Annotated in this window: 22 protein-coding genes; 12 read left to right on the top strand and 10 right to left on the bottom strand. The window is 70.1% G+C overall.

Features of this window, described 5'->3' with window-relative positions:
- Positions 1-289: 289 nt before the first annotated feature.
- Positions 290-1,711, top strand: a complete 1,422-nt coding sequence (gene radA, locus D4740_RS10915) for a DNA repair protein RadA (RefSeq protein ID WP_259390810.1) — start codon at positions 290-292, stop codon at positions 1,709-1,711.
- Between the two features lie 173 nt (positions 1,712-1,884).
- Positions 1,885-2,955: a DNA integrity scanning diadenylate cyclase DisA gene (gene disA, locus D4740_RS10910; RefSeq protein WP_119836981.1), complete on the top strand. Its 1,071-nt coding sequence runs from the start codon at positions 1,885-1,887 to the stop codon at positions 2,953-2,955.
- Positions 2,956-3,058: 103 nt separating this feature from the next.
- On the opposite strand, the gene D4740_RS13375 is transcribed toward disA, so the two are convergent.
- The 4 genes from D4740_RS13375 to D4740_RS10890 all read right to left on the bottom strand — a co-directional run bounded on the left by D4740_RS13375 (position 3,059) and on the right by D4740_RS10890 (position 7,404).
- Complete coding sequence (locus D4740_RS13375; protein WP_259390809.1) at positions 3,059-4,393, bottom strand: hypothetical protein; 1,335 nt, start codon at positions 4,391-4,393, stop codon at positions 3,059-3,061.
- 208 nt (positions 4,394-4,601) lie between these two features.
- Positions 4,602-5,534, bottom strand: a complete 933-nt coding sequence (locus D4740_RS10900) for an A/G-specific adenine glycosylase (protein ID WP_243107017.1) — start codon at positions 5,532-5,534, stop codon at positions 4,602-4,604.
- Positions 5,535-5,623: 89 nt separating this feature from the next.
- Positions 5,624-6,292, bottom strand: a complete 669-nt coding sequence (locus tag D4740_RS10895) for an amino-acid N-acetyltransferase (RefSeq protein WP_119836978.1) — start codon at positions 6,290-6,292, stop codon at positions 5,624-5,626.
- 122 nt (positions 6,293-6,414) lie between these two features.
- A complete protein-coding gene (locus tag D4740_RS10890; protein WP_119836977.1) occupies positions 6,415-7,404 on the bottom strand; it encodes a sugar-binding transcriptional regulator in 990 nt (329 codons plus the stop codon).
- A 359-nt stretch (positions 7,405-7,763) separates the two neighbouring features.
- On the opposite strand from D4740_RS10890, the gene D4740_RS10885 reads away from it, so the two are divergent.
- Entirely contained in the window at positions 7,764-8,552 is a 789-nt protein-coding gene (locus D4740_RS10885; RefSeq protein WP_205570082.1) for a DeoR/GlpR family DNA-binding transcription regulator, read from the top strand.
- A gap of 83 nt (positions 8,553-8,635) precedes the next feature.
- On the opposite strand, the gene D4740_RS10880 is transcribed toward D4740_RS10885, so the two are convergent.
- The 6 genes from D4740_RS10880 to D4740_RS10855 all read right to left on the bottom strand — a co-directional run bounded on the left by D4740_RS10880 (position 8,636) and on the right by D4740_RS10855 (position 16,491).
- Complete coding sequence (locus D4740_RS10880; protein WP_119836976.1) at positions 8,636-10,090, bottom strand: sn-glycerol-1-phosphate dehydrogenase; 1,455 nt, start codon at positions 10,088-10,090, stop codon at positions 8,636-8,638.
- A 53-nt stretch (positions 10,091-10,143) separates the two neighbouring features.
- Positions 10,144-11,751, bottom strand: coding sequence for a ribulokinase (locus D4740_RS10875; protein ID WP_119836975.1), 1,608 nt, complete (start codon positions 11,749-11,751; stop codon positions 10,144-10,146).
- A gap of 105 nt (positions 11,752-11,856) precedes the next feature.
- A complete protein-coding gene (locus D4740_RS10870; protein ID WP_119836974.1) occupies positions 11,857-12,741 on the bottom strand; it encodes an HAD-IIA family hydrolase in 885 nt (294 codons plus the stop codon).
- Between the two features lie 14 nt (positions 12,742-12,755).
- Positions 12,756-13,832, bottom strand: coding sequence for a hypothetical protein (locus D4740_RS10865; RefSeq protein ID WP_119836973.1), 1,077 nt, complete (start codon positions 13,830-13,832; stop codon positions 12,756-12,758).
- Between the two features lie 194 nt (positions 13,833-14,026).
- Positions 14,027-14,500 (bottom strand): RpiB/LacA/LacB family sugar-phosphate isomerase, encoded by a 474-nt coding sequence (locus D4740_RS10860; RefSeq protein WP_119836972.1) that lies wholly within the window; start codon positions 14,498-14,500, stop codon positions 14,027-14,029.
- On the bottom strand, positions 14,491-16,491 hold the full coding sequence (locus D4740_RS10855; RefSeq protein WP_119836971.1) for a ribulokinase: 2,001 nt from the start codon (positions 16,489-16,491) through the stop codon (positions 14,491-14,493). The genes D4740_RS10860 and D4740_RS10855 overlap by 10 nt, the downstream gene beginning before the upstream one ends.
- 405 nt (positions 16,492-16,896) lie before the next feature.
- On the opposite strand from D4740_RS10855, the gene D4740_RS10850 reads away from it, so the two are divergent.
- The 9 genes from D4740_RS10850 (at position 16,897) to D4740_RS10810 (ending at position 26,242) form a co-directional block, all read left to right on the top strand.
- Positions 16,897-18,651, top strand: coding sequence for a glycerol-3-phosphate dehydrogenase/oxidase (locus D4740_RS10850; RefSeq protein WP_119837080.1), 1,755 nt, complete (start codon positions 16,897-16,899; stop codon positions 18,649-18,651).
- Positions 18,652-18,984: 333 nt separating this feature from the next.
- A complete protein-coding gene (locus tag D4740_RS10845; RefSeq protein ID WP_119836970.1) occupies positions 18,985-19,728 on the top strand; it encodes an MIP/aquaporin family protein in 744 nt (247 codons plus the stop codon).
- A gap of 61 nt (positions 19,729-19,789) precedes the next feature.
- Positions 19,790-21,340 carry a glycerol kinase GlpK gene (glpK, locus tag D4740_RS10840; protein WP_119836969.1) on the top strand — a complete coding sequence of 517 codons (1,551 nt, stop codon included), beginning with the start codon at positions 19,790-19,792 and terminating at the stop codon, positions 21,338-21,340.
- Positions 21,341-21,787: 447 nt separating this feature from the next.
- Positions 21,788-23,476 (top strand): L-lactate permease, encoded by a 1,689-nt coding sequence (locus D4740_RS10835; RefSeq protein WP_119836968.1) that lies wholly within the window; start codon positions 21,788-21,790, stop codon positions 23,474-23,476.
- Positions 23,477-23,644: 168 nt separating this feature from the next.
- The gene (locus D4740_RS10830) at positions 23,645-23,944 is read left to right on the top strand and encodes a hypothetical protein (protein WP_147392908.1); all 300 of its coding nucleotides are present in this window, start codon (positions 23,645-23,647) and stop codon (positions 23,942-23,944) included.
- A 14-nt stretch (positions 23,945-23,958) separates the two neighbouring features.
- Positions 23,959-24,234, top strand: a complete 276-nt coding sequence (locus D4740_RS10825) for a hypothetical protein (RefSeq protein WP_119836966.1) — start codon at positions 23,959-23,961, stop codon at positions 24,232-24,234.
- The gene (locus D4740_RS10820) at positions 24,231-24,560 is read left to right on the top strand and encodes a hypothetical protein (protein ID WP_119836965.1); all 330 of its coding nucleotides are present in this window, start codon (positions 24,231-24,233) and stop codon (positions 24,558-24,560) included. The genes D4740_RS10825 and D4740_RS10820 overlap by 4 nt, the downstream gene beginning before the upstream one ends.
- 266 nt (positions 24,561-24,826) lie before the next feature.
- Positions 24,827-25,033: a hypothetical protein gene (locus D4740_RS10815; RefSeq protein WP_119836964.1), complete on the top strand. Its 207-nt coding sequence runs from the start codon at positions 24,827-24,829 to the stop codon at positions 25,031-25,033.
- Positions 25,034-25,330: 297 nt separating this feature from the next.
- On the top strand, positions 25,331-26,242 hold the full coding sequence (locus D4740_RS10810) for a DeoR/GlpR family DNA-binding transcription regulator (protein WP_119836963.1): 912 nt from the start codon (positions 25,331-25,333) through the stop codon (positions 26,240-26,242).
- Positions 26,243-26,477 lie beyond the last annotated feature (235 nt).

Raw genomic sequence — 26,477 nt, 5'->3', positions numbered from 1 at the left:
TAACAGTCGTCGGGACCCGCCGCAACAACCACAGGCAAAAAGCTGACATTCATCAATACCAGACCCAACTAAAGGTGGAGGGACACTCCATCGTCTGACGGACCCCGGCTACCACCTCCGGACTACGGTGAGGCGGGCAGGGGGCAGGACCGGGGACAGCCGAGCACAGCGGACGGCAGCGTCCTCAGGTCACCGCCCCGATTGCTGTCACACCCTGCGGCTACCCTGCCTGCATGCCAGACTCCGCAGCCACACCCTCCCCAGCCACGCAGCGACCAGGACCACCAGCATGACCGGAGGTATGGCCAGCAGGGCACCGCGCCCCTCCTTCCGCTGCACCGAGTGCGGCTGGACCGCGCCCAAGTGGCAGGGACAGTGCCGCGAGTGCCGCGCGTGGGGCACCCTGGAGGAGGTCTCCCCCTCCCCGGCAGGCGGCCCGGCCGGGGCAGCCGGCCTGCCTGCCACCCCGGCGGTACCACCTGCTGAGCCTGCCCGCCCCATCGGGGAGGTCAGCGCGGAGGAGGCCCGGGCCCGCTCCACCGGCGTCGAGGAGCTGGACCGTGTCCTGGGCGGCGGGATCGTCCCCGGAGCGGTGGTCCTCCTGGCGGGCGAGCCAGGGGTGGGCAAGTCCACGCTGCTGCTCGACGTCGCGGCGCGCTCAGCCGCAGCAGCCCGCGCGCGCGGCGACGGCCCGGTCCTCTACGCCACCGGGGAGGAGTCCGCCTCCCAGGTCCGGCTGCGGGCCGAGCGCATCGACGCCCTGGACCCGGGGCTGCTCCTGGCCTCGGTCACCGAGCTGGGCGCGCTCCTGGGGCACGTGGAGGAGGCCTCCCCCTCGATGCTGGTGGTGGACTCCGTCCAGACGGTCGCCTCCGCCCAGGTGGAGGGCAGCGCCGGGGGCGTCAACCAGGTGCGCTCGGTGGCAGGGGCGCTCATCGCCGTGGCCAAGGAGCGCTCCGTCCCCGTCCTGCTGGTCGGGCACGTGACCAAGGACGGCGGGATCGCGGGCCCCCGGGTCCTGGAGCACCTGGTGGACGTGGTCACCCACTTCGAGGGGGACCGTCACGCCCGCCTGCGCCTGCTGAGGGCGGTCAAGAACCGCTACGGCCCCACCGACGAGGTCGGCTGCTTCGACCTGGGCGAGCGCGGCATCACCGGCCTGGCCGACCCCTCCGGCCTGTTCCTGTCGGCCTCGCGGTCACAGGTCCCCGGCACCTGCGCCACCGTCACCCTGGAGGGGCGCCGCCCCGTCCCTGTGGAGGTCCAGGCGCTCGTCGCGCCCACCGGCGCAGGCTCGCCCCGGCGGACCACCTCCGGGGTGGAGCACTCCCGCGTGGCCATGGCACTGGCCGTGCTCGGCGCCCGCGTGCGCGTAGACACCTCCTCCAGCGACGTCTACGTCTCCACGGTGGGCGGAGCGCGCGCCGTGGAGCCTGCCACCGACCTGGCGGTCGCCGTCGCCGTGGTGTCGGCCGCACGCGGTCTGCCGACCTCCCCGGGGCTGGTGGCCCTGGGTGAGGTCGGGCTGACCGGGGAGGTGCGTGCCACCGTCGGCATCCAGCGGCGCCTGGCGGAGGCCGCCCGCCTGGGGTTCGACCGGGCGCTCGTCCCCCTAGCGGGCTCTCAGGAGCTGCGCCCCGTGCCGGGCGTGCAGGTCCTGCCCGTGTCCCACGTGGGCGAGGCCCTGGGAGCAGCGCTCCCCCAGGGGTAGCCTCTGCCAGGACGTTGAAGAGCTAGTACCGGGGTACCGGGGGTACTGGCCGCTACCATGGCCCCGGCGGGCACGGGAAGCACCTGGACCCACCAGGACCGTCCAGACCTCCCCTGGAGCAACCACCCGCCGAGCCCCTCCTACCGAGGACGCCCCACGACCAGGAGGCACTGATGACCGAGCCCGCCAGCCAGCTGCGCGAGACCCTTGCGCTCGTCGCTCCTGGGACCGTCCTGCGTGACGGCCTGGAGCGGATCCTGCGAGGGCGCACGGGTGCGATCATCGTGCTGGGTTTCGACCCCGTGGTCGAGGCGATCTGCTCCGGAGGGTTCCACCTGGACGTCGAGCTGTCAGCCGCCCGGATGCGCGAGCTGGCCAAGATGGACGGTGCCGTCGTGGTGGACATGGACACCAACCGTATCCGCCGTGCCAGCGTCCAGCTCCTGCCCAACGCCTCCATCCAGACCTCCGAGACCGGGATGCGTCACCGCACCGCCGAGCGCGTCGCCCGCCAGACCGGCTACCCTGTCATCTCAGTCAGCCAGTCCATGCGGATCATCTCCCTCTACGTCGACGGCAGGCGCCACGTCCTGGACCCCAGCGAGGTGATCCTCTCGCGCGCCAACCAGGCCCTGGCCGCGCTGGAGCGCTACAAGTCCCGCCTGGACCAGACCTCCGCCGCCCTCAACTCCCTGGAGATCGAGGACCTCGTCACCGTGCGTGACGTCACCTCGGTGCTCCAGCTCATGGAGATGGTGCGGCGTATCTCCGCCGACATCGACGGCTACGTCCTCCAGCTGGGGACAGACGGGCGGCTCCTGGCCCTCCAGGTAGAAGAGCTGACCCGCGGGCTCGCAGCCGAGCACAGCTTCCTCCTGGAGGACTACCTGGCGACCGGGCTGGAGCCCCCAGCGGTGGAGGCCCGCCTGAAGTGGGTGGGCTCCCCCGCCCTCCTGGACCTGGCCATGGTGGCCCGCTCCATGGGCCTGGGAGGCAGCGACGGACAGGACCTGGACACCCCGGTCTCACCCCGGGGGCTGCGTATCCTCTCCAAGATCCCACGCCTGCCCGTCACCACCTCACGGGCGGTCGTCGAGCACTGGGGCTCCCTCCAGGCGGTGCTGGGCGCCACGACCGAGGAGCTGGCCGCCGTGGAGGGAGTGGGAAGCCACGGGGCACGGATCCTGCGCGACGGCCTGTCCCGGCTGGCTGAGATCTCCATCGTGGAGCGCTACACCACCTGAACCCCCTCCCCAGGAGCACCGCCAGCCAGGTCAGCCAGCCCAGGTCGCTGACGGCCCGCTCGCTGAATGACTACTGCACGACCACGACATGACTGCCGCGCAGCTACTGGACAAGAAAAACCGTGTCCTCGCTCAGGTCCTGGTCCCCCAGGACGACACGGAAGCGGTAGGTCCCGGCCGCTGCGACCTGCCCTGCCACCGAGCTCTGCCCGGCAGAGGGCTCCTCCCGGGCAGGGTCAGACGCGGAGGACGGCTCCGGTGCCGCCCCGGGGTCCGAGGGCGCCGGGGCGGCTGACGGGCTGGTCGAGGCCTGACCCGGCCCGGTTGTCCCGCCCGGTGACGCCGAGGCAGAGGGCTCCGCCTGCGCCCCGGGCGCGGGTGCTGCTGCCAGGGCGCAGTCCGACGTGGTGACGTAGCCGTTCCACCCTAGAGTCACCTCCGTGGAGTCGCCGCCCCCCAGCAGCAGGGTGCGCTCTGAGGCCCCCTCCTGGCAGGCCGTGGAGCTCCAGACCTGCTGGCTGCCCGAGGTGACCACGACCCCCAGAGAGGCGCTGCCCGCATCCAGCAGGCAGGAGACGTCACCGTCGTTCGTGACCCGCAGGACGAAGGTGGCACCTGCGCCGGCGCTGACGGACTCAGGTCCGCTGACCTGCGTCGCCAGGGAGGCCGGGTCGCAGGCCTGCGGATCGGGGTAGACGGTGTGGGTCTGGGCGGCCGCCCGCTCCTGCTCCTGGGAACGGATAGTCTGGCGCATCCACGCAGCCCCGCCGACGGCCCCCGCCCCCACACCCACGACAAGCAGGACGGCCGCCATCGCGAAGACAAGACGCCTCAGCCCGTAGCGAGGGCGCCGGGGCGCCCGCCGGGCAGGCCGGGATTGCGAGGACCTCGGGGTAGCGCGGCCCCGGGTTCCTGTGGCCGCACCTGTGGAGGCGGGACGGCGCGGGGTGTGGGTCTCACCGCGCGCTCCCTGCGAACCGGCGGAACGGGGCTCCTGACCCTGCGTGCGCGACGTCGGCCGATGCGAACGCTGCCCTGAACCGCGCCGGGCCTGTGCCGCCTGGGCACCGGCTGCGGTGGTGCGCCCGGAGGAGCGGCGCCTGGCCGCAGCCCGCCTGCTGGGACGCCCTGCCTGCGTGGAGGTAGCGCGAGCGGAGCGAGCCGTACCGGGCACGGCCTGGCGCGTCCGGGTACCGGAGGCACTAGAGGACCCGGAGGCGCCAGGGCGACCAGCTGCGCGTCCCGTAGCAGCCGTGCCCGCCTCCCCTCCGACAGCACCAGAGCGCCTCTGGTGGGTTACACCGCGGGAGCCTCCGGAGGCCTGACGGCGCGGCCTGCCTTGGCTGCTGGAGGAGGCGCTACTACTGACGCGGCGGCGGGCCGCCCCTCGCCTGCCCGCTGGCTGCCGACCAGCGTCGTTCCCCCGTCCCTGAGCCATGGAGACGACTGTACCGGTGACCACTCCCCCCGCCGACCAGCGCCTCACCCACCGTCGCCGCCAGCCCGCACCCGTGGCTCACGAGACCGCCGCACCACCCACGCCTCCACAGGCACGGATTCGAGGCGAGTCCCAGGGGCAAGGGCCGGGCGGCAGGACAGGAGCAGCAGGTCAGGACGGCGAGGAGCACAGGAGCAGGGGGAGACAGTCAGGGCAGGGAGAAGGTGGCGCCGCCGTCAGGGGTGACAACCAGGCCGTCAGCCAGCAGGCTGGCCAGTACCCGGTCGCAGGAGGCGTCGAGCCCGGCTCGCCCCTGCGAGCGCCGCTCGGTTGCGGTGCGACCGGCCTGCCACGCCCGTGCCGCGGCGTCACGCAGCACACCGGACTCAACAGGTCCGTCAGTCTCGCGCAGCACCGCCATGACCATGCCTCTGGCCTGGCGGTCCGTCCCCCTCCATGCCTGTGTCCTGCGCCTGGAGGCGTGACGGTCGGCGGGACGACCTGCCGCCACCCACGCGCAGCCACCCTCCCAGGGACAGGCGGTGCAGCCAGGCTCACGGGCCGTACAGACCAGGGCGCCCAGCTCCATGACCGCCACCGACCACGCGGCCGCCTCGCTGTCGCCGGAGGGCAGGAGCGTCTCGGCACGCCTGCGCTCAGCCCGGGTCAGGCTGGGCGGAGGCAGGGCCTGACCGCCGACGGCCCGCGCCAGCACCCGGCGCACGTTCGTGTCCAGAACCAGCGCCCGCCGCCCGTAGGCGAAGGCCACGACCGCCCCGGCCGTGTACTCCCCCACGCCCGGCAGGCGCAGCAGCTCCTGCCTGTCCCGGGGCAGGACGCCCCCGTGCTGCTCTACCACCGCCTGGGCGCACTCCTTAAGGCGCAGTGCCCGGCGCGGGTAGCCCAGACGGCCCCACACGCGCAGGACCTCCGAGGCTGGGGCACCAGCCAGCTCCTCCGGCCCGGGCCAGCGCTGCAGCCACTCCTGCCAGACCGGCACGACACGTGAGACGGGGGTCTGCTGACTCATGACCTCACTGACAAGCACCGCCCACGGCGTGGTCCCCGGCCTCCTCCACGGCAGGTCACGGGCACTGCGCCGATACCAGGAGATGACGGACTGCGGGGTCAGGGCACCCACGGAGGCGGCCTGGGCCTCACCTGGGCGGGCGCGCCCGCCCTCCCGGCCGGCAGGAGACCCGGGAGACCCGGTGCCCGTCTGCTTCCCACTCACAGCTGCAGCAGCATACGGGTGTTGCCCAGGGTGTTGGGCTTGACCCGGGCGAGGTTGAGGAACTCGGCCACGCCGTCATCGTGGGAGCGGACCATCTCGGAGAACACGTCCGTGCCCACCGGAGTACCCGAGATCCTGCGGAACCCGTGGGAGGCAAAGAACTCCACCTCAAAGGTCAGGCAGAACAGGCGCTGGAGCCCCAGCGTACGGGCGCGCTCGACCAGCTCACGCAGCAGGGCCGAACCCACCCCCTTGCCCAGGTGGTCGGCGTGGACCGCCAGGGTCCGCACCTCAGCGATGTCGTCCCACATGACGTGCAGCGCCCCGCACCCCACGATGGCCGAGCCCGGGGATGCTGACCCGTCGGCGGCCTGCGCGCTGGCGGTGGCCACGTCCTCGGCCACGGTGAACTCCTGGACGTCCTCAAAGTAGGAGATGAGGTCCTTGGCGATGAGGACCCTGCGGTCGGAGTAGGGCTGCACCAGCTCGGCGATCGCCCGAACGTCGGCCGGGCGGGCCGGACGCAGGAGGGTCCGGGTTCCCGTACCCGGCCCACCCTGGCCCGTTGCGGCGCGCCCGGGCACGGTACCCGCCCCGGGGCGGACAGCCCCCGGGGCAGCCACACCCTGGGCGCCACCTGGCACGTACGCCGCCGTATCACTCATAGTCACTCATATCCGTACTACCCGTCTGTCTACCTGCCTCCGCCCGGTGGCGCGACATTGTGCCACACCCGCTCACGGCCACCCTCGACCGTGCCCACCTGGCCGCTGCGCCCCGGCCCCACCTAGCGGCGTCGCTCCAGGATCTCCACCACACGGTAGGCCGTGGCCTCGTCGACGACCAGGTCCGTGGCCACCCTGGCACGCAAGGCCGCCAGGAGCGCAGGGGCCTTGGCCTCCCCGGCAACGGCACACAGCCGGACCGGGATGTGGGCGAGCTGGGCGGGCGTGGGGCCGGTCGCACGGGCGTTGAGGGCGATACCACGGTAGGTGCCGTCCGCTCGCAGCAGCACGGTGCACACGTCGCCGACCACCCCCTCCTCGCGCAGGGTGCGACGGTCCTCCATGGTCAGGTGCTCTCCCTGGTACACCTGGGAGGGAACCGCCCCGCGCACGGAGCCGACACCGAACACGGCGACGTCGGTGTGGTCAGCCAGGGCCAGCACCCTGCGGATGGAGCGCTCCTTCCACATGGCCTCACGCACCTCGACCCGGTCAAAGAAGGCGGGCACCGGGAAGGCGACCGTCCGTGCGCCAAAAGCCTCTCCGATGCGCGACAGGACCTCCCCCGCGAAGGGCGCCTCCCCCACCGCGTCGGAGGCACCGTTGAGCTGGACGACCGTGACGTCGGGGACCGTGGCCCGGTGCAGGGACAGCGCGATCTCGGAGACGGTCGTCCCCCAGGCCACCCCGACGGTCGACCCCGGGGTGACGTAGCCGGTCAGCTGCTCGGCAGCTACTGTGGCCACCTGCCTGAGCCGGTGGATCTCCGTGGCACCCCTGCGTACAGGCACCAGCCGGGCACGCACCCCGAACTCCTCACGAAGCCGCCTGACGACCGCGGAGTCGCCCGTGGGCCTCTCCAGCTCGATACGCACCAGGCCCGTGCTGCGGGCGTGCGCCAGGAGCCTGGAGACGGTCGAGCGTGACACGCCTAGGTGCCGGGCAACGACCTCCATGGTCTCGCCCTGAAGGTAGTACATGGAGGCGGCGGTGTAGGCGCGCTCATCGGTGCTGGCGTACACGGGAGGCGTCCCACCAGCCACGTCACTCATACGCTCCTCCTGCTGCCGTGGTCTGCAGTCTGTTGTCACGTCTTGTCACGTTGTCTGCGGCCTGTTCGCGGCCAGGCCGCCAGTGCTGCCACCCAGAGGGCACCACATCCCTGGAACCAGGGTGCCAGAGGACCTGGGCGCACGGCCCTGGGCACATGGTCCCATCCTCGCCCCGCGCACACGTGCAGCGGAACCCGACGCGGCCAGCTACAACACGAGCACACCCGTCCCGGTGCCCGCAGGCACCGCGCGGCCCCCAGGCCACTTGTCCCAGGTCACTGTGCCCAAGGCGCCTCCCCGGCGACGGCTGGCAGTAGCGTGAGAAGGCCCCTTCAGCCACGACCCTCAGGAGAGTCCCGTTGCAGCCCGACCCACCAGGCAGTCCCCGGGACCGCCGTCTGGCCGTCGCTGAGACGGTCTTCGCGCGCGGCAACGTCAGCGTCGAGGAGCTGGCCGCACTGACGGGCGTGTCCACGATGACGATCTACCGGGACCTGGCCGCCCTGGAGGACAGTGGCATGGTCCAGCGGCACCGAGGCAGGGTCGTCGCCCTGGCCTCAAGCCTGCACGAGGCCGACGCCGACTTCCGTCTGCAGCAGAACACGTCGGCCAAGAAGAGCATCGCCTCGGCAGCCGCAGCCCTGGTCCCCCACGGCAGCTCGCTCATGATGGACGACTCGACCTCCGGTATCTGGCTGCTTCGCGCCGTCGCGGACCTCGGCTCGATGACGGTGGTGACCAACTCGCTACTGGTAGCCAACGAGATCGCCTCCGCCCGCTCCGCCAAGCTCGTCGTCACCGGCGGAGAGTACCAGCCCTGGGCGCACGCCATGATGGGCCAGTACGTGACCGAGCAGATCGCCTCCATGCACGCCGACTTCTGCTTCCTGTCCGCCTCCGGCATCGCCGGGCTGTCCTGCTACCACCCCTACCAGGCCTTTGCGGAGGTCAAGCGGGCCATGATGCGCTCCGCGCACACCTCGGTGCTCCTGCTGGATCACACCAAGATGAGCCGTCGTGCCCTGTTCAAGTTCGCCGACCTCACCGACTTCGACCACGTCGTCGTCGACTCCGGCCTTGACCCCGACCTGGTAGCGCGGCTGCGGGAGGCGGAGGTCAGCCTGGTGGTGGCTGATCCACCCGGCTGACACGACCGTCCCTGGTGGCCCGCAGCCCCGGGGCGGCGACCTCGCGGACCGCCCGGGAACCGCCGCCAGGACCAGCGGAACAGCTACCGTGACCACGGGCGAGCAGCCCAGAAGCCGCCGTCGCAGAAGAGGGCGTCCACCTCCGCCTCCAGGACCCCGGCCTGGTAGAGGAGGTCCAGGAGCGTATAGCGCGAGCGGATCATCCGCGAGCGCAGGTAGGTGTCACGGAACCGCTGGCGGCTCAGGCCGACCTGCTGGGGGTGGTAGACACCGCCCACCCGGCGCAGGAGGCTCTCCACCTCGGCGGCGGCGACCAGCTGCGCCCGGCAGCGGCGTCGTACCTGCGGCCAGGAGCGCCGCACGAGCTCCAGGCGCTGGCGCAGCTCCTCGGCACTGACGTACTTGGCCATGGTCTGGCGCACCGCGGGCTCGACCATCGCCCCGGTGAAGGAGGCACGCACCCGCGCCTCCTCCTGCTCGGCGCTGGGCCAGGCAGCCACGGCAGCGTCCACGTCGAGGGCACCCAGGTCCGTACCACCAGCGCTATCAGCATCACCAGCGCTACCTGCACTGCCAGCACTGCCAGGGCCGACGACCCGCTCCCACAGCGCCAGCACCGCGACGGTCCCCAGACCTACCTTGAAGCCGTGGGTCAGGGGCGGCTCCTGCTCCGCGCCCAGGTGCTCCATCTCCCAGGTGTGGGAGAACTGGTGTCCTGCCCCGGAGGCGGGCCGTGAGCTGGCACGGTACCTCTGCATGGACAGCCCGGACATGACCAGGCCCTCCAGGAGCCCCTCAAAGGCCTCGGCCCGTCCCGCGACCAGCCCCTCAGGGTCACCGACTGCCCTGCCCAGGGACCCCTGGGCCAGGTTCCAGGCCTCGTGGTCGATGGGCTCGATCCCCAGCTCGTCGGCCAGGATCCAGTCCGCCCCAGCGGGTATCTTCTCGATCAGGTCACCCACCCCGGACGCGGTGCAGCGCCGGGGCGCCCTGGCGATGACGTCGAGGTCAGCGACGAGCCCCTGGGGCGCCCGGCAGGTCATCGTCTGCTTGAACCCCTCCCGGGTGATCGCCGCCCCGAAAGCCGCGTAGCCGTCCATCGAGGCCGCCGTGCACACGTGCATGTACCTGCGTCCCAGCTCCTCGCTGGCGAGCTTGGCCAGGTCGTTGAGGGTCCCCGAGCCCACCGAGCAGGCCACCGCGTCCAGGTCGCGCAGGCGCTCCCGGAGGAGCTCCACGTTGCGGTAGTCGGCGTAAAGCGTCGGTACGGCGGGCAGCACGCAGGGCTCAGCCAGCTCGACCCCCGCCTGCCGCAGCGAGTCCTGCACGGCCCGCCCGGCCGCCTCCCAGGTGTTGCCGTCAGCGACGACGACCCCCCGGGCCTGCCCGAAGAGCTCGGTGAACACCTGACCAGTCCGGGCGAGCACCCCCCGGCCCCGCAGCACGACGTCAGTGTCGTCGGCGTCCCTGAGGGCCTGCTGCACCAGGTCTCCCCCGTCCTGATCGTGCTCCTGATGGTGCTCCTGATCGTGCTCCATGGCACTACCTCCTGTTTCTTTCCGGTTCTTTCTTTCCCTGACTGCTGCCCTCTCTAGCGCATGGCCTCACGGTCAACCACCTTGTGGATGGTGTCCTGGACCCGGGGGAACAGCTCGCGGTAGCGCTCTAGGTAGAAGCGGTACTCCTCGTGCGGCTCCGAGCGCGGCTCGAAGACGTCGATCTCACGGACCATGGACGCGGCCGCCTCGCCCAGGTCCTGGTACAGGCCCGCTCCCACGGCGGCCACGACGCAGGCCCCCAGGGCCACGGCGTCTCCGACCTCCGTGACCGCTATGGGCACACCGGTGACGTCGGCGTGCATCTGCATCCAGTCCCGGCTCTTGGTGGCCCCGCCGCAGGCGACGATACGACGCACCTGGAACCCGGCCTCGGCCATGACCTGCAGGTTGTGGGCCGTCCCGTAGCACACCGACTCCTCAATAGCCCGGTAGAAGTGGGCCGGGGTGTGCATGAGGGACAGCCCGGCGACTATGCCGCGGGCCTTGGAGTCGGAGTAGGGCGTGCGGTTGCCCTGGAAGTAGTCGTTGATGATGAGGCCGTCGCTACCGGGGCGGATCTTGGCGGCCTGGGCGTCAAGGACCGTGTAGGGGTTGAGGCCGACCTTCTCCGCCGCGCTGGTCAGGTCCGAGGCGAACCCGTCCTTGAACCACTTCAGGACCGACCCGGTGGAGACCTGCCCTCCCTCGACGGTGTACTGTCCGGGCACGACGGCGTCGGTGTAGGCGCCGAAGAACCCCGGCCCGTGGATCTCAGTGGCCGACTGGCCGGTGAGCACGTGGGAGGAGCCGGTGATGAGCGCCATGGACCCCGGGGACAGCACCCCCAGGCCGATCTGCCCGGCCCAGGCGTCGGCAGGCCCCTGGGCCACGGGGATACCGGGCCGCAGACCTAGCAGCTGGGCGGGAACAGTGGCCAGCGGCCCCACCGGTACACCCAGGTCCAGGACCCGCTCAGGAACCTTGGCCAGAACGTCGGCGCAGCCGATGGTCTCGTAGAAGTCCTCCGGCCACCCCCCGTGGCTGCGGTTGTAGTACATGCGTAGGGCCGCCGAGCTGATGCTGGTGGTCCACTCCCCGGTGAGCTTGTAGGTGGCCCAGTCCACCGCATCCACCACGTGGGCGGCCTGGATGTAGGTCTGCGGCTCGTTCTCCTTGAGCCAGGCGGCCTTGAACGGGTACCACTCGGCGACGGCCGGGGAGCTCCCCCCGCCGTTGTACAGGCGGGCCACGGAGTCTGAGGCCTGCGCCCGGGCGGCCTGCTCGGTAGCACGCACGTCCATCCACATGATGGCTGGGCGCAGGACCTGGCCGCGCCTGTCCATGGCCACCAGCGTCAGCGTAGTGGCGTCATAGGAGATCCCCGCGATCTGGGAGGCGGAGATCCCCGCGCTGTCCAGCGCCCTGTGGGTGGAGGCCTGGAGGGCGTTCCACCAGTCCTCGGGGTCCTGTTCCGCCCAGCCTGGCCGGGGGTGGGAGGTGGGGTACCCGGTAGCCGCCAGAGCCAGAGGGCGGCCCTCGACGTCGCAGACGGAGACCCGGCAGGACTCGGTGCCGAAGTCGATCCCCATCAGGTAGGTGCCCTGGTTTCCAGCGCCGCCGGTGCTGCCGGTGCTGCCAACGGTGTCGGTTCTGTCAGTCATGATGCTCTCCTTTGAGTCGTCGTGCTGGTGGTCGTGCTGGTGGTCGTGCTGGTCGTCGTGGTCGTGGCGGGTCGGCGGGAAGGCAGGTCGTAGCCGACAGGCAGCTCACTCGTCCTCGGACCACCCCAGCCGCTGCCACGTCCCTGCGGGTACGAGCCGGTCAACGCGGTCAAGGACCCAGCGGGGCCGACGCGACGGCTCCAGGGAGGCGATGTCGGAGGCGGTGGCCTCCCCGGTCAGCACGCAGGCCGATCCCATGCCGGCGTCCAGCGCCATCTGGATGTCGGTGGCCAGACGGTCGCCCACCATGACGCACTGGGACACCTCCACCTCCAGGCCCCGCAGCGCCTCGGCCACCATGAGCGGGGAGGGCTTGCCCAGGCTGACCCGGCACCTGTGGCCGGTGCACGCCTCGATGGCTGCGGTGACGGCGGCGCAGTCCGGCTCGCCACGCCCGCCCGGGAAAGGGCAGTACGGGTCCGGGTTGGTCTGGATGAGGAAGGCTCGCTGGTAGAACCAGATGGCGTCGAAGGCAGTCTGGAGCTTGCGGTAGTCGAAGGTGCGGTCGTAGGAGGCGACGACGATGTCGATCTCCTCCGGGTCCTCGGTCAGGACGATGCCCGCCTGTGCCAGTGCCCGCTTGAGAGGCTCCTCGGCGATGGCAAAGACCTTGGCACCGGGGTGGTGCTCGCGCAGCCACCGGGTCGTGGTCACCACGGTGCTGCAGATCTCCTCAGGGTGGACGCAGACTCCCAGGCCGCGGAGCTTGTCCAGGTACTGCTGCGGGTCCCTGGTCGGGTTGTTCGACAGGAAGCGCACCGGGACACCCTGCCTCCTCAGTTCTGCGACCAGTCTTCTGGCGCCGGGGAGGAGCTGGTCCCCCAGGTAGATGGTGCCATCAAGGTCGAACACGTAGGCCTGGGCGAGCTCGGTGGGGAAGGAGAGCAGGGCTGGGTCCTGGTGGCGGACCAGGTGGTGGGGGCGTCTCATGGCAGTGCTCCCGGTCACGACAGGAGGGCCGCGACGCTGACCACGACCGTGTTGCCCAGCCAGATGGAGGCAGCCGGGGGGTCGATATGGCTGGTGCCCCGGTTGTGCCACAGGCGCGCGGCAGCCTCGGCGAGGAACGCCGTCATTGTGCCGAAGAGCGCCGCCAGGCCGACGGCGCCCACGGCAGACAGCCAGGCACCGGACTGCCAGGAGGAGGTGGCCGTCCAGGTGTAGTCGGCGAAGGAGGAGCCCTCAAGGAGCGGGAAGAACTGTACTGCGGCCAGGCCGGCGATATTGGTGACGTGGTGCTGGACCGGCATGCTTCTGTTGGTGATGAGGAAGAGGATGATGACGGCCGAGATACCGAAAGCGAAGGTGTTGGCGTTGGCCGCGGCCAGGTTGGGGGCCAGTCCCCGGCCCGCCAGGTGCGCACCCACGTTGGCGGCCAGGAAGAGGGCGGCCCCGCCAGCGAAGGCCCCGAACATCACTCCGATGGTCACCACCTGGGCCGGCCTCTCCTGCCACTGGAGCCAGCGGCCGTTCTCACCGGGCCTGAGCCGGGCCAGCCCCTGGACGCCACTGGGCAGCGCGTCCCGGTTGAGCAGAGAGCCGCGCATGAGTCCCCGGCCTGGTGCCCCTCCGAAGAGGCAGCGCGCTAGGAACGCGGACACCAGGACAGTCAGGGCTACAGAGTCGGTGTGGGTCCCGAACCAGGGAACCCGGGAGATCCCGGCCTGGCCGAGGTAGCCCAGGGCGCCGAAGACCGCCCCTGCCAGGAGCACGTCGGGCCGCCCCAGGCCCGCCAGCGGGGAGTTGATGTCCTTGGCGTCGTCCACGTAGCCCCTGTAGGCGGCGTAGGCGGCGCCGGCCACGCCGCCGGCGAAGGCGACGTGCGGCCCCATGAACGGCCCGAAAGCCAGGTAGTCGAAGCCGACAGTCGATCCCGTGGCGGCGAACACCCCCCAGGAGGCGAGCACGCAGACACCGGTAAGGACAAAAGCGTAGTTGGCGCCGATCGCGGCACCGACGGCCCCGCCCGCGCAGGCGAGCACGAGACCGAAGAGGAGTATCCCGACGGAAGCGGTAAACATCGTTGTTCCTTCGCCGTAGGTGGTCCAGGTGGATAGTCCAGGTGGATGGTCTAAGTCGGTGGTCTAAGTCGGTGGTCTAAGTCGGTGGTCTAAGTCGGTGGTCTAAGTCGGTGGTCTAGGTCGGTGGTCCAGGTGGATGGTCTAGGTCGGTGGTCTAGCCGGGTGATCCAGGTAGATGGTCCACGTGGGTGGCCCTAGGTAGTTGCGCTGCCGACCTCGGCCTCCAGGCGGTCCAGGAGGTCGATATTGGCCTTGGAGTGGGACGCCGGGTCGAAGGTGTAGCTGAGGAACTCCCCGGCCAGCCTGCGGGCGAGCTCACGGCCGATCACCCGCTGACCCAGGCACAGCACGTGGGCGTCGTTGGACATGATGAGGCGCTCCACGGAGAAGGAGTCGTGGGCGGTGCAGGCGCGCACCCCCGGTACCTTGTTGGCACAGATGGCCATGCCCATGCCCGTGCCGCACACGAACACCCCCCGGTCGGCCCGCCCCTGGGCGATGAGCCGGGCACCCGCGAAGCCGAGCCCCGGGTAGGTGGCCTCCTCACCAGGTGTGGCTCCGAGGTCGATGACCTCCTCGACCCGCGGGTCCTCCTCCAGGTCGGCCTTGATGGCCTCCTTGTAGTCGGCTCCCACCGAGTCCCCGGCGACGACGATCCTCAGTGCCATGTCTGCTGCTCCTTCCCCTGCACTGTCGTCTCCTGCACTGTCTCCTGCACCGCCCCTGTCCTGCCTGCGTGCGCGCTCAGAGCGCCAGTACCCACGGCCTGGCGCCGCATGTCCCCCAAGCGGTGCATAACCTCGTTGGTGCCACGGCCGAAGTAGTCGTGCAGGAGCGTGTACTCCGCGAACAGGGCGTCATAGGCGGCGTGGGCCTCAGGGTCAGGGGTGTAGGCCGCACGGGTGCGCCGTCCCATCACCGCCGAGGCCGCCCGTACGTCCGGGTAGCACCCGGCTGCGACCGCGGCGTGGATGGCCGCGCCCAGGGCAGGACCCTGGCTGGACTCCAGCACGGAGACCGGCACGCCCAGGACGTCGCAGTAGACCTGCATGAGGAAGGGATCCTTGACCAGCCCGCCCGCAGCCACCAGTTCGGTAGCGCCTACGCCCGCGGTGGCGTAGGCCTCGATAATGGTGCGCGCCCCAAAGGCCGTGGCCTCGACCAGTGCCCGGTAGATCTCCTCGGGGCGGGTCTGGAGGGTCAGCCCCAGGATCATGCCGCTGAGCCGGGAGTCGGCCAGCACGCTGCGGTTGCCCGACTGCCAGTCCAGGGCGAGCAGCCCGTGCTCACCCACCTCCTGGCGGGCGGCCAGCTCGCCCAGGTAGCGGTAGATACTCACTCCCTGGCGGCGGGCCTCCTGGTGGTAGGAGCCGGGCAGGCAGGACTGGACGAACCAGGCGAAGATGTCACCGACGCCGGACTGCCCGGCCTCGTAGCCCCACAGCCCCTTCACGACGCCGCCGTCCACGACGCCACTCATGCCCGGGACCTCGGCCAGCACCTCGCTGACGGTCACCAGGCAGGTCGAGGTCCCCATAATGGCCAGGACCTGACCGGGGTCGACCACCTGGGCCGCAGGCGCGGTCACGTGGGCGTCCACGTTGGCCACGGCTACGGCCACCCCCTGGGGCAGCCCGGTCCAGGCAGCCGCCTGGGCGCTCAGCCCTCCGGCCCTCGCCCCCAGGGGAAAGGTCTCACGAGGCAGGCGGCTCCTGCTGAGCTCGCTGAACCCGGGGGACAGCTCCTCCAGGAGCTCCTCGTCAGGGTAGCGGCCGTCCTGGTAGAGAAGCTTGTACCCCACCGTGCAGGCGCTGGGGACATAGCGGCCGCACAGCTGCCACACGATCCAGTCCGCGGCCTCTACCCACAGGTCCATGACCTCGAAGACCTCGCGGTCCTCCTCGTAGACCTGCAGGGCTTTGGGCATCGACCACTCGCTGGAGACCACGCCCCCGTAGCGGGCCAGCCAGGGCTCCTGGCGCTGGCGGGCGAGCTCGGTGAGCCGGTCCGCCTGGGCCTGGGCAGCGTGGTGCTTCCACAGCTTGACCCAGGCGTGGGGGTGGTTGGCGAAGCCGGGTAGCTGCGCCAGGGGTGTCCCGTCGGCCTTGGCTGGCATGACGGTACTGGAGGTGGCGTCAACGGCAAGACCGACGACGTCGCGGGCACTGGCCCCGTGGTCACGGCGGGCTGCCTCCAAGGCCTCAGGCACCGCGCGCTGCAGCACGGCGAGGTAGTCAGCGGGGTCCTGAAGCGCCCAGTCAGGAGGCAGCTCACGCCCGTCACCAGCGGTGAGGCGGGAGTCCATGACGGCGTGCTCGTAGTCGTGGGTGGCGCTGGCCAGCTCCGCGCCGTCAGCGGCGCGTACCACGACCGCGCGGCCGGACAGCGTGCCGAAGTCGACTCCCACGACAAGGGCCTGGTCGGGCCAGGTGGGCAGGGAGGCCTCCGAACCCGAGGGAGTCAGCCCCGGTGCCGACCCGGGCGGAGCCTCAGGGTGGCCGGGCCGGACCGGGCGTGAGCCCGCCCGGCGGGAGGAAGGAGGTGACGTCGGTGAGGACGGTACCGGTGGGGAGGCTGGCTGAGAAGCCGACCGTGAGACTGGCTGCGGTTCTTGTTGCGAGACGGCTTGTGGTGCTGACTGTGCTGACTGTGAGGACATAGCGCTCTCCAGGTGTGAGGGCAGCGACGGTGCTGCGAGTCCGACGCGCACGGCCCGGCGGCCCGGGACCGCCACCCTGCTGGGGCCAACGTGAGCCCGCCCTCGAGCCTGGCGGGCCGACGGGCCAGGGCTCAGGCCTGCGCTGCCTGACCCCTCCACTATAAACACATTTTTTGTTAAAAACAACAGAAGTTCTGTTACTTCTCTCGAGCGACCGCTCCCCGTCGGGCACCGGCACCCCTGGCACCCGGCCAGAAGGCGCCTCTGGGAGGGGCTGCGGTCCCGCAACGACGTTCAGGTCACCTCCCCCCACCTGCACGCCCGTCCGCAGAGATGGCGCAGGTTCCAGCCCAGCACGAGGCTGGCACCAGTGCAGGCACAGCCAACGCTGACAGGAGACAGCTCATGAGCCCCGCCACTGATCAACCCTCCACAGCCCTCAACCACAGCCAGCGCCAGGCGGCACTGGCCGAGCTCACCTCCTCCGAGGGGCTCGACCTCCTTGTCGTCGGCGGCGGAGTCACCGGCGCCGGCATCGCCCTGGACGCCGCCTCCCGCGGCCTACGCACAGGCATCGTCGAGATGGGCGACTGGGCCGCCGGAACCTCGTCCTACTCCTCCAAGCTCGTCCATGGCGGGCTGCGCTACCTCTACCAGCTCGACTTCGCCCTGGTCCACGAGGCCCTGACCGAGCGCGGCCGCCTGCTGACCACCACCGCACCGCACCTAGTCAAGGCCCAGCCCTTCCTGTGGCCCCTCAAGCACCACTACGAGAGGTCCTACTCCGCGGTCGGGGTCGGCCTCTACGACGCCCTGGCCCTGGCAGGCGCGCGCGGGCACAAGACCGTGCCCGTCCAGCAGCACCTGGGCCGCAAGGGCACCGCCGCCCTGGCACCCGCCCTGGACACCTCCCACCTGGCGGGCGCCATCCGCTTCTACGACGCCCGCGTGGACGACGCCCGGCTGGTCATCGACCTGGTGCGCACCGCCGTCGGCCTGGGTGCCCACGCGGTCTCGCGCACCAAGGTCACCGGCTTCCTCAAGGACGCCCACGACCACGTCACCGGAGCCCGCATCACCGACCTGGCCACCGGCCAGGAGCTGGAGGTCCACGCCAGGCGCACCATCAACGCCACCGGGGTGTGGACCGAGGACGTCCAGGACCTGGCCACCCAGGAGGGAGGCCTCAAGGTCCTGGCCTCCAAGGGCATCCACATCGTGGTGCCCAAGGAGGTCATCGACGCCGAGACCGGCATCTTCCTGCGCACCGAGAAGTCCGTCCTGTTCATCATCCCCTGGCCGGACTACTGGGTCATCGGCACCACTGACACCCCCTGGGACCAGGACGTCGCCAAGCCTGTGGCCACCTCGGCCGACGTCGACTACGTCCTGGAGCACGCCAACTCGGTCCTGACACGCCCGGTGCAGCGCGAGGACATCATCGGCGTCTACGCGGGCCTGCGCCCGCTGCTCCAGCCCCGCCTCAGGCCCGGGGCGCAGGCAGCCTCCACCAAGGTCTCCCGTGAGCACACCGTGACCCGGGTGGCCCCGGGCCTGACCGCTATCGCCGGGGGCAAGCTGACCACCTACCGGGTCATGGCCGCCGACGCCGTCGACCACGCCCTGGGAGAGGGTCTGGCCAAGGCACACCCCTCCGCAACCGCCGACCTGCCCCTGGTCGGGGCCGCGGGATACGCCGATCTGGCCTCCCAGGCCGGGAGGATCGCCCAGGAGCGCGGATGGACCCTGGAGCGCGTCACCCACCTGCTGGACCGCTACGGCTCGGAGACCACCGAGGTGCTGGCCGCCATCGACGCGGACGCTGCTGCGCCGCAGTCCGAGCGCCTGGGGCTGGCAGCGCCCCTGGAGGCGGCCCCGCAGTACCTGCGTGCCGAGGTCGCCTGGGCTGTGACCCATGAGGGGGCCGAGCACCTGGAGGATGTCCTGACCCGTCGTGTGCGTCTGGACATCTCCCGGCGGGACCGGGGCCTGGGCGCAGCCGACGAGGTCCTGGCCGTCATGGCCTCCCTGCTGGACTGGGACCAGGAGAAGGTCTCCGCCGAGCGCGAGTCCTACGCCCAGCGAGTGGCACAGCTCGCCGCCGCCGAGACGGAGACGAGCGACGCCGCCGCCGTCGCCCACGTCTCCCGGCCGATCTGAGGCAGGAAGAACCGGTGGCCCCATACCACCCGGACACACCCGGCACGCATCCAGAAAGGTCACAAAGGGAGGACTCGCCGAGCTCCTCACGCGGCTGTGCCGCACCGGTCCCTACAGTTCTCCCGACGTCGTGCGAGGACCTTGCGTGGCCCGTGTGACGTCCTGGCGCCTGGATCCAGACGGCCGCGCTCCCGCCACAGGCACACTACCCGCCTGGTAGGAGTGCGTCCGCCGACCTGACCACGGCACCTTTTCCTTGTCCAGAGCACGGCAGCCCGCCGCGCCCGACACCGCGTACGGCCACCCGGGTCGGCACGCAGAAAGCGAACCACGATGACAGAACTGTCCATGGTAGAGATCTTCGTCTCGGAGGCCTTTGGAACCTTCCTCCTCATTCTTCTAGGTGTCGGAGTGGTGGCAGCCGTGTCGCTGCCCACCTCCAAGGCCAAGGACGCGGGATGGATCGTCGTCACCTGGGGATGGGGCCTGGCGGTCTTCGCCGGCGTCTACGGCGCCTACGCCACCGGAGCCCACCTCAACCCGGCCGTCACCATCGGCCTGACCGTGGCCGGCAGTGACCTGGCCGAGGGCGTCCCCGCCACCGCTGGCAACATCGCCGTGTACGTCGTCGCCCAGTTCGTGGGCGCGATCCTGGGTGCCGTGGCCGTGTGGCTGACCTACAAGAAGCAGTTCGACCAGGACGCTGACCCCGCCGCCAAGCTCGGGATCTTCGCTACCGGCCCGGCCGTACGCTCCTACGGGTGGAACGTCGTCACCGAGGCCATCGCCACCTTCGTCCTGGTCGGCTGGATCCTGGCCTCCGGCCAGACCCCCTCCCAGCTCGGCCCGCTGGCCGTCGCCCTGGTCATTGTCGCTATCGGCCTGAGCCTGGGCGGCCCCACCGGCTACGCCATCAACCCCGCCCGTGACCTCGGTCCCCGCATCGCCCACGCCTTCCTGCCGATCCCCGGCAAGGGTGGCTCCGACTGGGCCTACTCGTGGGTCCCCGTCGTCGGCCCGATCGTCGGTGGCGTTGCCGCGGGACTGATCGTCCCTAACCTGGCCGGCCTGTTCTGAGCAGGACCGCCGCACCCACCGTGTCCGCATACGGACTCACAACGGAGTGAAAGGAATCCCCATGTCCGAGAACCCGGGTACCGTCGAGAAGCAGTACGTGCTGTCGATCGACCAGGGCACCACGTCCTCGCGTGCGATCCTCTTCGACCACGCTGGAGCCATCGTCGCCGTGGACCAGAAGGAGCACGAGCAGATCTTCCCCCGCGCAGGCTGGGTGGAGCACGACGCCGTCGAGATCTGGAACAACGTGCGCTCCGTCGTGGCCGGAGTGCTGTCCAAGGCAGAGGTCAACCGTCACCAGATCGCCTCAGTCGGCATCACCAACCAGCGCGAGAGCGCCGTGGTGTGGGACAAGAACACCGGGGAGCCGGTGTACAACGTCATCGTCTGGCAGGACACCCGCACCCAGGCCATCTGTGACCGCCTGGCCGGGGACGTCGGCCCCGACAGGTACAAGGACCAGGTAGGTCTGGGGCTGGCCACCTACTTCTCCGGCCCCAAGGTCGCCTGGATCCTGGAGAACGTCGAGGGCGCCCGGCAGCGGGCCGAGGCCGGAGACCTGCTCCTGGGCACCATGGACACCTGGGTACTGTGGAACATGACTGGCGGCGTCAACGGCGGCGTCCACGCCACCGACGTCACCAACGCCTCGCGTACGATGCTCATGAACATCGACACCCTCGACTGGAACGAGGACATCTGCGCGGACATGGGGATTCCTACCTCCATGCTGCCTGAGATCAAGCCCTCCTCAGGCATCTTCGGCTACGGCCGCAAGAACGGCCTGCTGGTTGACACCCCCGTCTCTGGCATCCTGGGGGACCAGCAGGCGGCCACCTTCGGCCAGGCCTGCTTCGAGGTGGGCCAGGCCAAGAACACCTACGGCACGGGCTGCTTCATGCTCATCAACACCGGGACCACCCCGGTGCGCAGCGAGAACGGCCTGCTGACCACCGTGTGCTACCAGATCGGGGACCAGCCCGCCGTCTACGCCCTGGAGGGCTCCATCGCGGTCGCAGGCTCCCTGGTCCAGTGGCTGCGCGACAACCTGGGGATCATCAAGGACTCCAAGGACGTCGAGGAGCTGGCCAAGACGGTAGAGGACAACGGTGGCGCCTACTTCGTGCCCGCCTTCTCCGGGCTGTTCGCCCCCTACTGGCGTCCCGACGCCCGCGGCGCGCTGGTGGGCCTGACCCGCTACGTCAACAAGGGTCACATCGCCAGGGCCGTGGAGGAGTCCACCGCCTTCCAGACCCGTGAGGTCCTGGAGGCGATGAACCGCGACGCGGCCGCCTCCGGCACCACGCTGACCGAGCTCAAGGTGGACGGGGGCATGACCCGCGACGAACTGCTCATGCAGTTCCAGGCCGACCAGGTGGGCGTGCCCGTGGTGCGTCCCCAGGTCACCGAGACCACGGCACTGGGTGCAGCCTACGCCGCCGGTATTGCCGTCGGCTTCTGGTCCGGCACCCAGGACGTCATCGACAACTGGGCCGAGGGCAGGCGCTGGGAGCCCGCCATGAAGGAGGGCGAGCGGGAGCGTCTCTTCCGCAACTGGAAGAAGGCCGTGACCCGCACCCTCGACTGGGTGGACGAGGACGTGGTCGAGTAGGCGCTGGCCTGGGGCGTGCACCGCGCCCCAGGCGCCCGCACCGCCCACGGCAGGCCCGCCCACGGCAACAAAAAGCTCATAGGACAACGCACAGCATGTTGTCCTATGAGCTTTTTGTTGCCCTCGCGCGCCTGAACGGCATAGCCGCTGGGCCCCGGTGGTGCTGGACAAGACCGGAACCCTGACCGAGGGCACCACACCGCCTGTGACAGGCTGCACCGCCCCATGACATGATGGTGACAACGTGTGGCATCATCGTGACACGTCGCGCCAACGCCGGTCCGGTCAGTGCTGGTGCTGCCGTCCCGCCCTCGCGGTCGGGTCCCGGCGTCGTCCGCCCCGGCCCGGCACACCCTTGGGACAACGCGGTCCGCCAGGCAGCGCCCTCCCGCACTGCCCGTGACGTCCCGTCTGCACGAACCCGCGCCAGACTCGGAGAGCACGCCAATGACGCCCCTCACCCAACCGGTCCTGCAGCTCGCAACCTCCTTCACCCCCTCTACCACCGCTGTCGGCGGCAACGTCTTCCTCACGGCCCTGGTAGGGCTGGCCCCGCTCATCCTGTTCTTCGTCCTCATGGGAGCCTTCAAGGTGCCCACCCACCGGTGCTCCCTCATATGCCTGGGAGTCTCCGCCCTCCTGGCAGTCGTGTGCTTCCGCATGCCACTGGGGATGACGGCCCTGTCAGCCACCCAGGGACTGGCCATGGGGTTCGTCCCCATCATCTACATCATCATCGCGGCCGTGTGGCTGTACAACCTGACCGAGGTCTCGGGCCGGTCCCGGGACCTGCGGGCCGTGTTCAACACCATCGGCAAGGGCGACCAGCGCGCCCAGGCGCTCATCGTGGCCTTCTCCTTCTGCGGACTGCTGGAGGGCCTGGCCGGCTTCGGTGCGCCGGTGGCGATCACCGCCGCGATGCTGCTGGTACTGGGGCTGCCCAAGATCAAGGCAGCGCTGCTGACCATCGTGGGCAACTCAATCTACGTGGGCTTTGGGGCGATGGCGATCCCGGTGACCACCGCCGCCAACCTGGGTGGGGGCGAGGACCCAGCCGTGGTCGCCACGTTCATGGGCCGCTTCACCTGGCTCATGTGCGTGCTCATGCCCTTCATCCTGCTGTCCGTGCTCGACGGGGCGCGTGCCCTGCGCCAGCTGTGGCCTCTCGCCCTGGTATCCGGACTGGCGACCGGCGCCGGGCACTTCCTGTCCCCCTCGGTCTCCTACGAGCTCACCAGCGTCATCGCCGCCCTCCTGGGCTTCGCCGCCTCCTACCTGTTCCTTCTGGTGTGGACGCCGAGCACTCCGCAGGAGTACCGCTCAGAGGTGGCGGCACAGGACCGGCCGGACCGTGAGCGCGTCGTCCTGGCCCTGCTTCCCTACGTGCTGGTGGTGGTAATCATCGCCGTCACCAAGCTGTGGCGGATCGGCGTGGACCTGCGTGAGGTCCTGGCCTCTACCGACGTGGCCGTCCAGTGGCCGGGAGTGTACGGGTCCCTGCTGACCCCCTCCGGGGAGGCCTCCCAGTCGGCGATCTACACGCTGCAGACCCTGTCCAACCCCGGGACGTGGATCTTCCTCACGGCAGTCATCGTGACCCTGGTGTACGCTGCCCGCTCCTCGGGGGGCATGTTCCCGATGACGGCCGCGCGAGGGTTCCGTGCCCTGCCGGAGACCTGCTACAACCTGCGCCTGTCGATCCTGACCATCGCAACGGTCATGGCCCTGGCCTACGTCATGAACTTCTCCGGGCAGACCTCTGCGGTGGGCGCTGCCCTGGCCACGGCTGGCGGGGCCTTCGCCTTCCTGTCCCCGGTCCTGGGCTGGATCGGCACGGCGGTGGCAGGGTCGGCCACCAGCGCCGGGGCGCTCTTCGCCAACCTCCAGGCCACGGCAGCCCAGGGGGCGAACCTGGACCCCCGACTCCTGCTGGCGGCCAACACCATCGGCGGCGGTCTGGGCAAGATCGTCTCCCCGCAGAACCTGGCCGTAGTGACCACTGCCGTGGACTCCCCCGGCTCAGAGCCGGAGATCCTGCGCAGGGCGGCCCCGTACTCGGTGGGCCTGCTCCTGCTCCTGTGCGTACTGGTGCTGGCCGCCTCCCAGGGGTGGCTGGGCGGCTACACGCCCGCCTAAGGCGCGGGCGGGCGCGTACCGACTGCAACCCTCCGGTACTCGCTGGCCGCTCCCGGTACCTGGCGTCCTGGTGGTCATGTGGTTGCGCACACCCAGGGGCGCGTCTTCCCTGGCGATCTCACGGTGCCCGGCTGCCAGCACTCCAGAAGAATAAAGTTGGTTGCGGCCATGACTACGACCGTCACGCTGTCGGCTGCGGCGTCCTTCACCCCGGAGCCTTACTACCAGGCCGCTTTTCGCTTGAACTCACAGGGACGCACCGCCCAAGACGCCGCGCACGGGATCGTCAGCGCCAAGACGACGGCTGCCGAGGGGTGGAAGGGCAGGGCCGCAGCAGCCTTTGCAGCACGCGCCACCTCAATAGCAGGCACGGTAGAGGGGCTGGCCAGCAGCCTCATACAGCATGCCAACCTGCCGAAGTGGTATGCATATGCAGAGGCCAAGAACACCGCCTGCCAAGAGCGGTAGATGCCGCGCAGCAGATGGAGGCTGCGGGTTTCGAGGTTGCGGACGACTGGACGCTGTCCCTGTCGGCGGCTCAGCAGCAGGCTACCGGGCAAGGTTTCCTCCTGACCCAGATGGCTGCCATGCAGACGACGCTCAATGCCTTTGCCCAAGCGATCACCCTGGTGGACACCCAGGCCACGGCCCCGCTGGCCTCTACAGCGCCTACTGCGCCCATGTCGCCACAGGAGGCCCCATACACCACCGCCAATGGCTACACGACCGGGGAACCCCCGGACCGGACCATCAAATGACCTTCGACTACGAGGAGGGGTACCGGGAGGACACCTCGATACGCAAAGAGGTTGACGGAGAGCTGAACGAGACCATCACGGCAGCCAACGAGCTCGTCGAGAACGGCTATACCGACACCGAGTTTCACTCCCCTATACGTCAGGGGACCCTCACCCGAACGGTGTCGTGGAAGGTCGGGGAGGAGCCAGGCGACTCGCACGACGATGAGTCCCGGGACCGCAACGACTGGCGCGGCGGGTGGGACAACGGTGGAGGCCGCTACCCCCGCCACGAGCCCGGTGGCGACGACCAGGCCAACCGGTACCCTGACGGCAGGCAGTACTGAGGAGGTTGCGTCGATGGTGACTGGCCGACTTCGAACCGACACCGCTGCGCTTCTGCCACTCATTCCGGCCCTACGAGGTGACGAGCCACGCCGGTGGATTGCCTGCGACGACTCCGACAACCGCCTGCGCCGTCCTCCTGACGGGGTGCTCCGTCCTGCCCCTCCCCGGCCAGGAGGAGCCGCAGGACGACCGCTTCGCCGACTTCACCCAATACGTACCAGAGCCGCTGAAAGTCCAGACGTCTCTAGGCTCAGTGACCCAACGCATGCCAGGCATCATCGCCACAGAGGCGCAGTTTGTCGCACAGTACAGGGTCAGCAAGAGCGAGTCACGGCTGCCGGAGCCTGATCGTCCCTACTGGTTCCACGCCGTCGTCTCCGTCGGGCCAGCCACCACCCAGGCCCTCGACGAGCTCGCCGTCTCCACCAGCTGCAACCTCATCATCCTCACCGGCACAGGAACCTCCTCCTAGCTCCACGCACGGCAACCCCATCCTGACCTCCTGGAGCCGGGGAGAATCGGCTGCTGCACATCTTCAGACTGTCTTGAGCCAGCAGCCACGGACGAACTGGCGTCATCACGCGGGAACCACGCCGTTCCAGCACCGAACCAGAGCCGAAGATGTGCAGCAGAGACTGGCACACACATCGTCGACCTCGGCTACGACCTCATGGTGCTGCTCTTCGGGGCTGCTCCTGGGCAGCACGTCTCCGACCCACTCCCGGCACAAACAGCTGCGCGCAGCCGCCTGCGGGCGCACCATGGAGATATGGGTAACGACGATGTCACCACCCCTCAGGCCTCCTCGTCCCCGACTACCTCGTCTCCAGCCAGCGCGCCCTCGCCCACCCCGGCGTCCGCCTCAGCGTCGTCAGCAAGCTCCCCGACAGCCTCCACCGCTGCCACCACTGGGCCAGTAGGCAGTGCACGCGACCGTCGTGAGGTCCTGCTGGCCTTGATCCGTGAGCAGGGCACGCTAGCCGTCTCCGACCTGTCCACCCAGTTCGGCGTCTCCCAGGAGACCGCCCGGCGTGACGTGCGCGCCCTGGAGGACCGCGGCCTGGTCACCCGTTCCTACGGCGAGGTCACCGCCGTGGACGTCTCCACCTTCGAGACCGACCGCGCCTTCCGGGAGACCCACCAGACCGAGGAGAAACTGAGAATTGCCGCCGCTGCCAGCAGGTACGTCGACACCGCAGAGACCATCTTCCTCGACGAGGGCTACCTGCCTCTGCTGGTCGGCCGGGCACTGAGCGTGGAGCGCGACCTCACCATCATCACCACGTCCCTTCCTACAGCCATGGAGATGAGCGAACGTCCCCGTACCCGGGTCATCAGTGTCGGTGGGCGGGTGCGACGCACCACCATGGGTGTCGTCGACTTCTGGGCTCTGGGCACCCTGCGGCAGATGACCCCGGATCTGGCCTTTATCGGCGCCAACGGCGTCAGCGAGGACGGCTGGCTGTCCACCCCCGATCCTGCTGTCGCCTCCGTCAAGGAGACTGTCATCGCCGCGGCCCGGCGCAGCGTCTTCGTAGGAGGCCACGAGAAGTTCGGACGCCAGACATTCACCCGCTTCGCCCACGTGCGGGAGATGGAGGTGCTCCTGACCGGCCACGAGCTACGCTCCACGACGGCGCAGCGCCTGTCACTCCTGGGCACCAAGGTGGAGCGGGTCTAGGCCCGGTACTGACGGGCTGGCTCAGGCGGACTGGTTCACGCCAGCCCCCCCAGGAACTGCTCCGGTGTCTAGCGTGTGGGGGCGGGGCTCCTCGACGTCGCCGGAGCAGGGCCTGCCCCGGTGCCTAGCGCGTGCGTGCGGGGTAGTAGGGAGCCAGGGCCAGGCGCAGCTCGTAGAGCTCGCGCAGGGAGGCACTGACCTCGTCACGCGGCAGGACCACCCGGCCCAGGCCCAC

The sequence above is a fragment of the Actinomyces sp. 2119 genome (assembly GCF_003591215.1).
GTDB lineage: Bacteria > Actinomycetota > Actinomycetes > Actinomycetales > Actinomycetaceae > Actinomyces > Actinomyces lilanjuaniae.
Note: the sequence above shows the minus strand (reverse complement) of the source record. Positions and strands in the feature narration are given on the sequence as shown.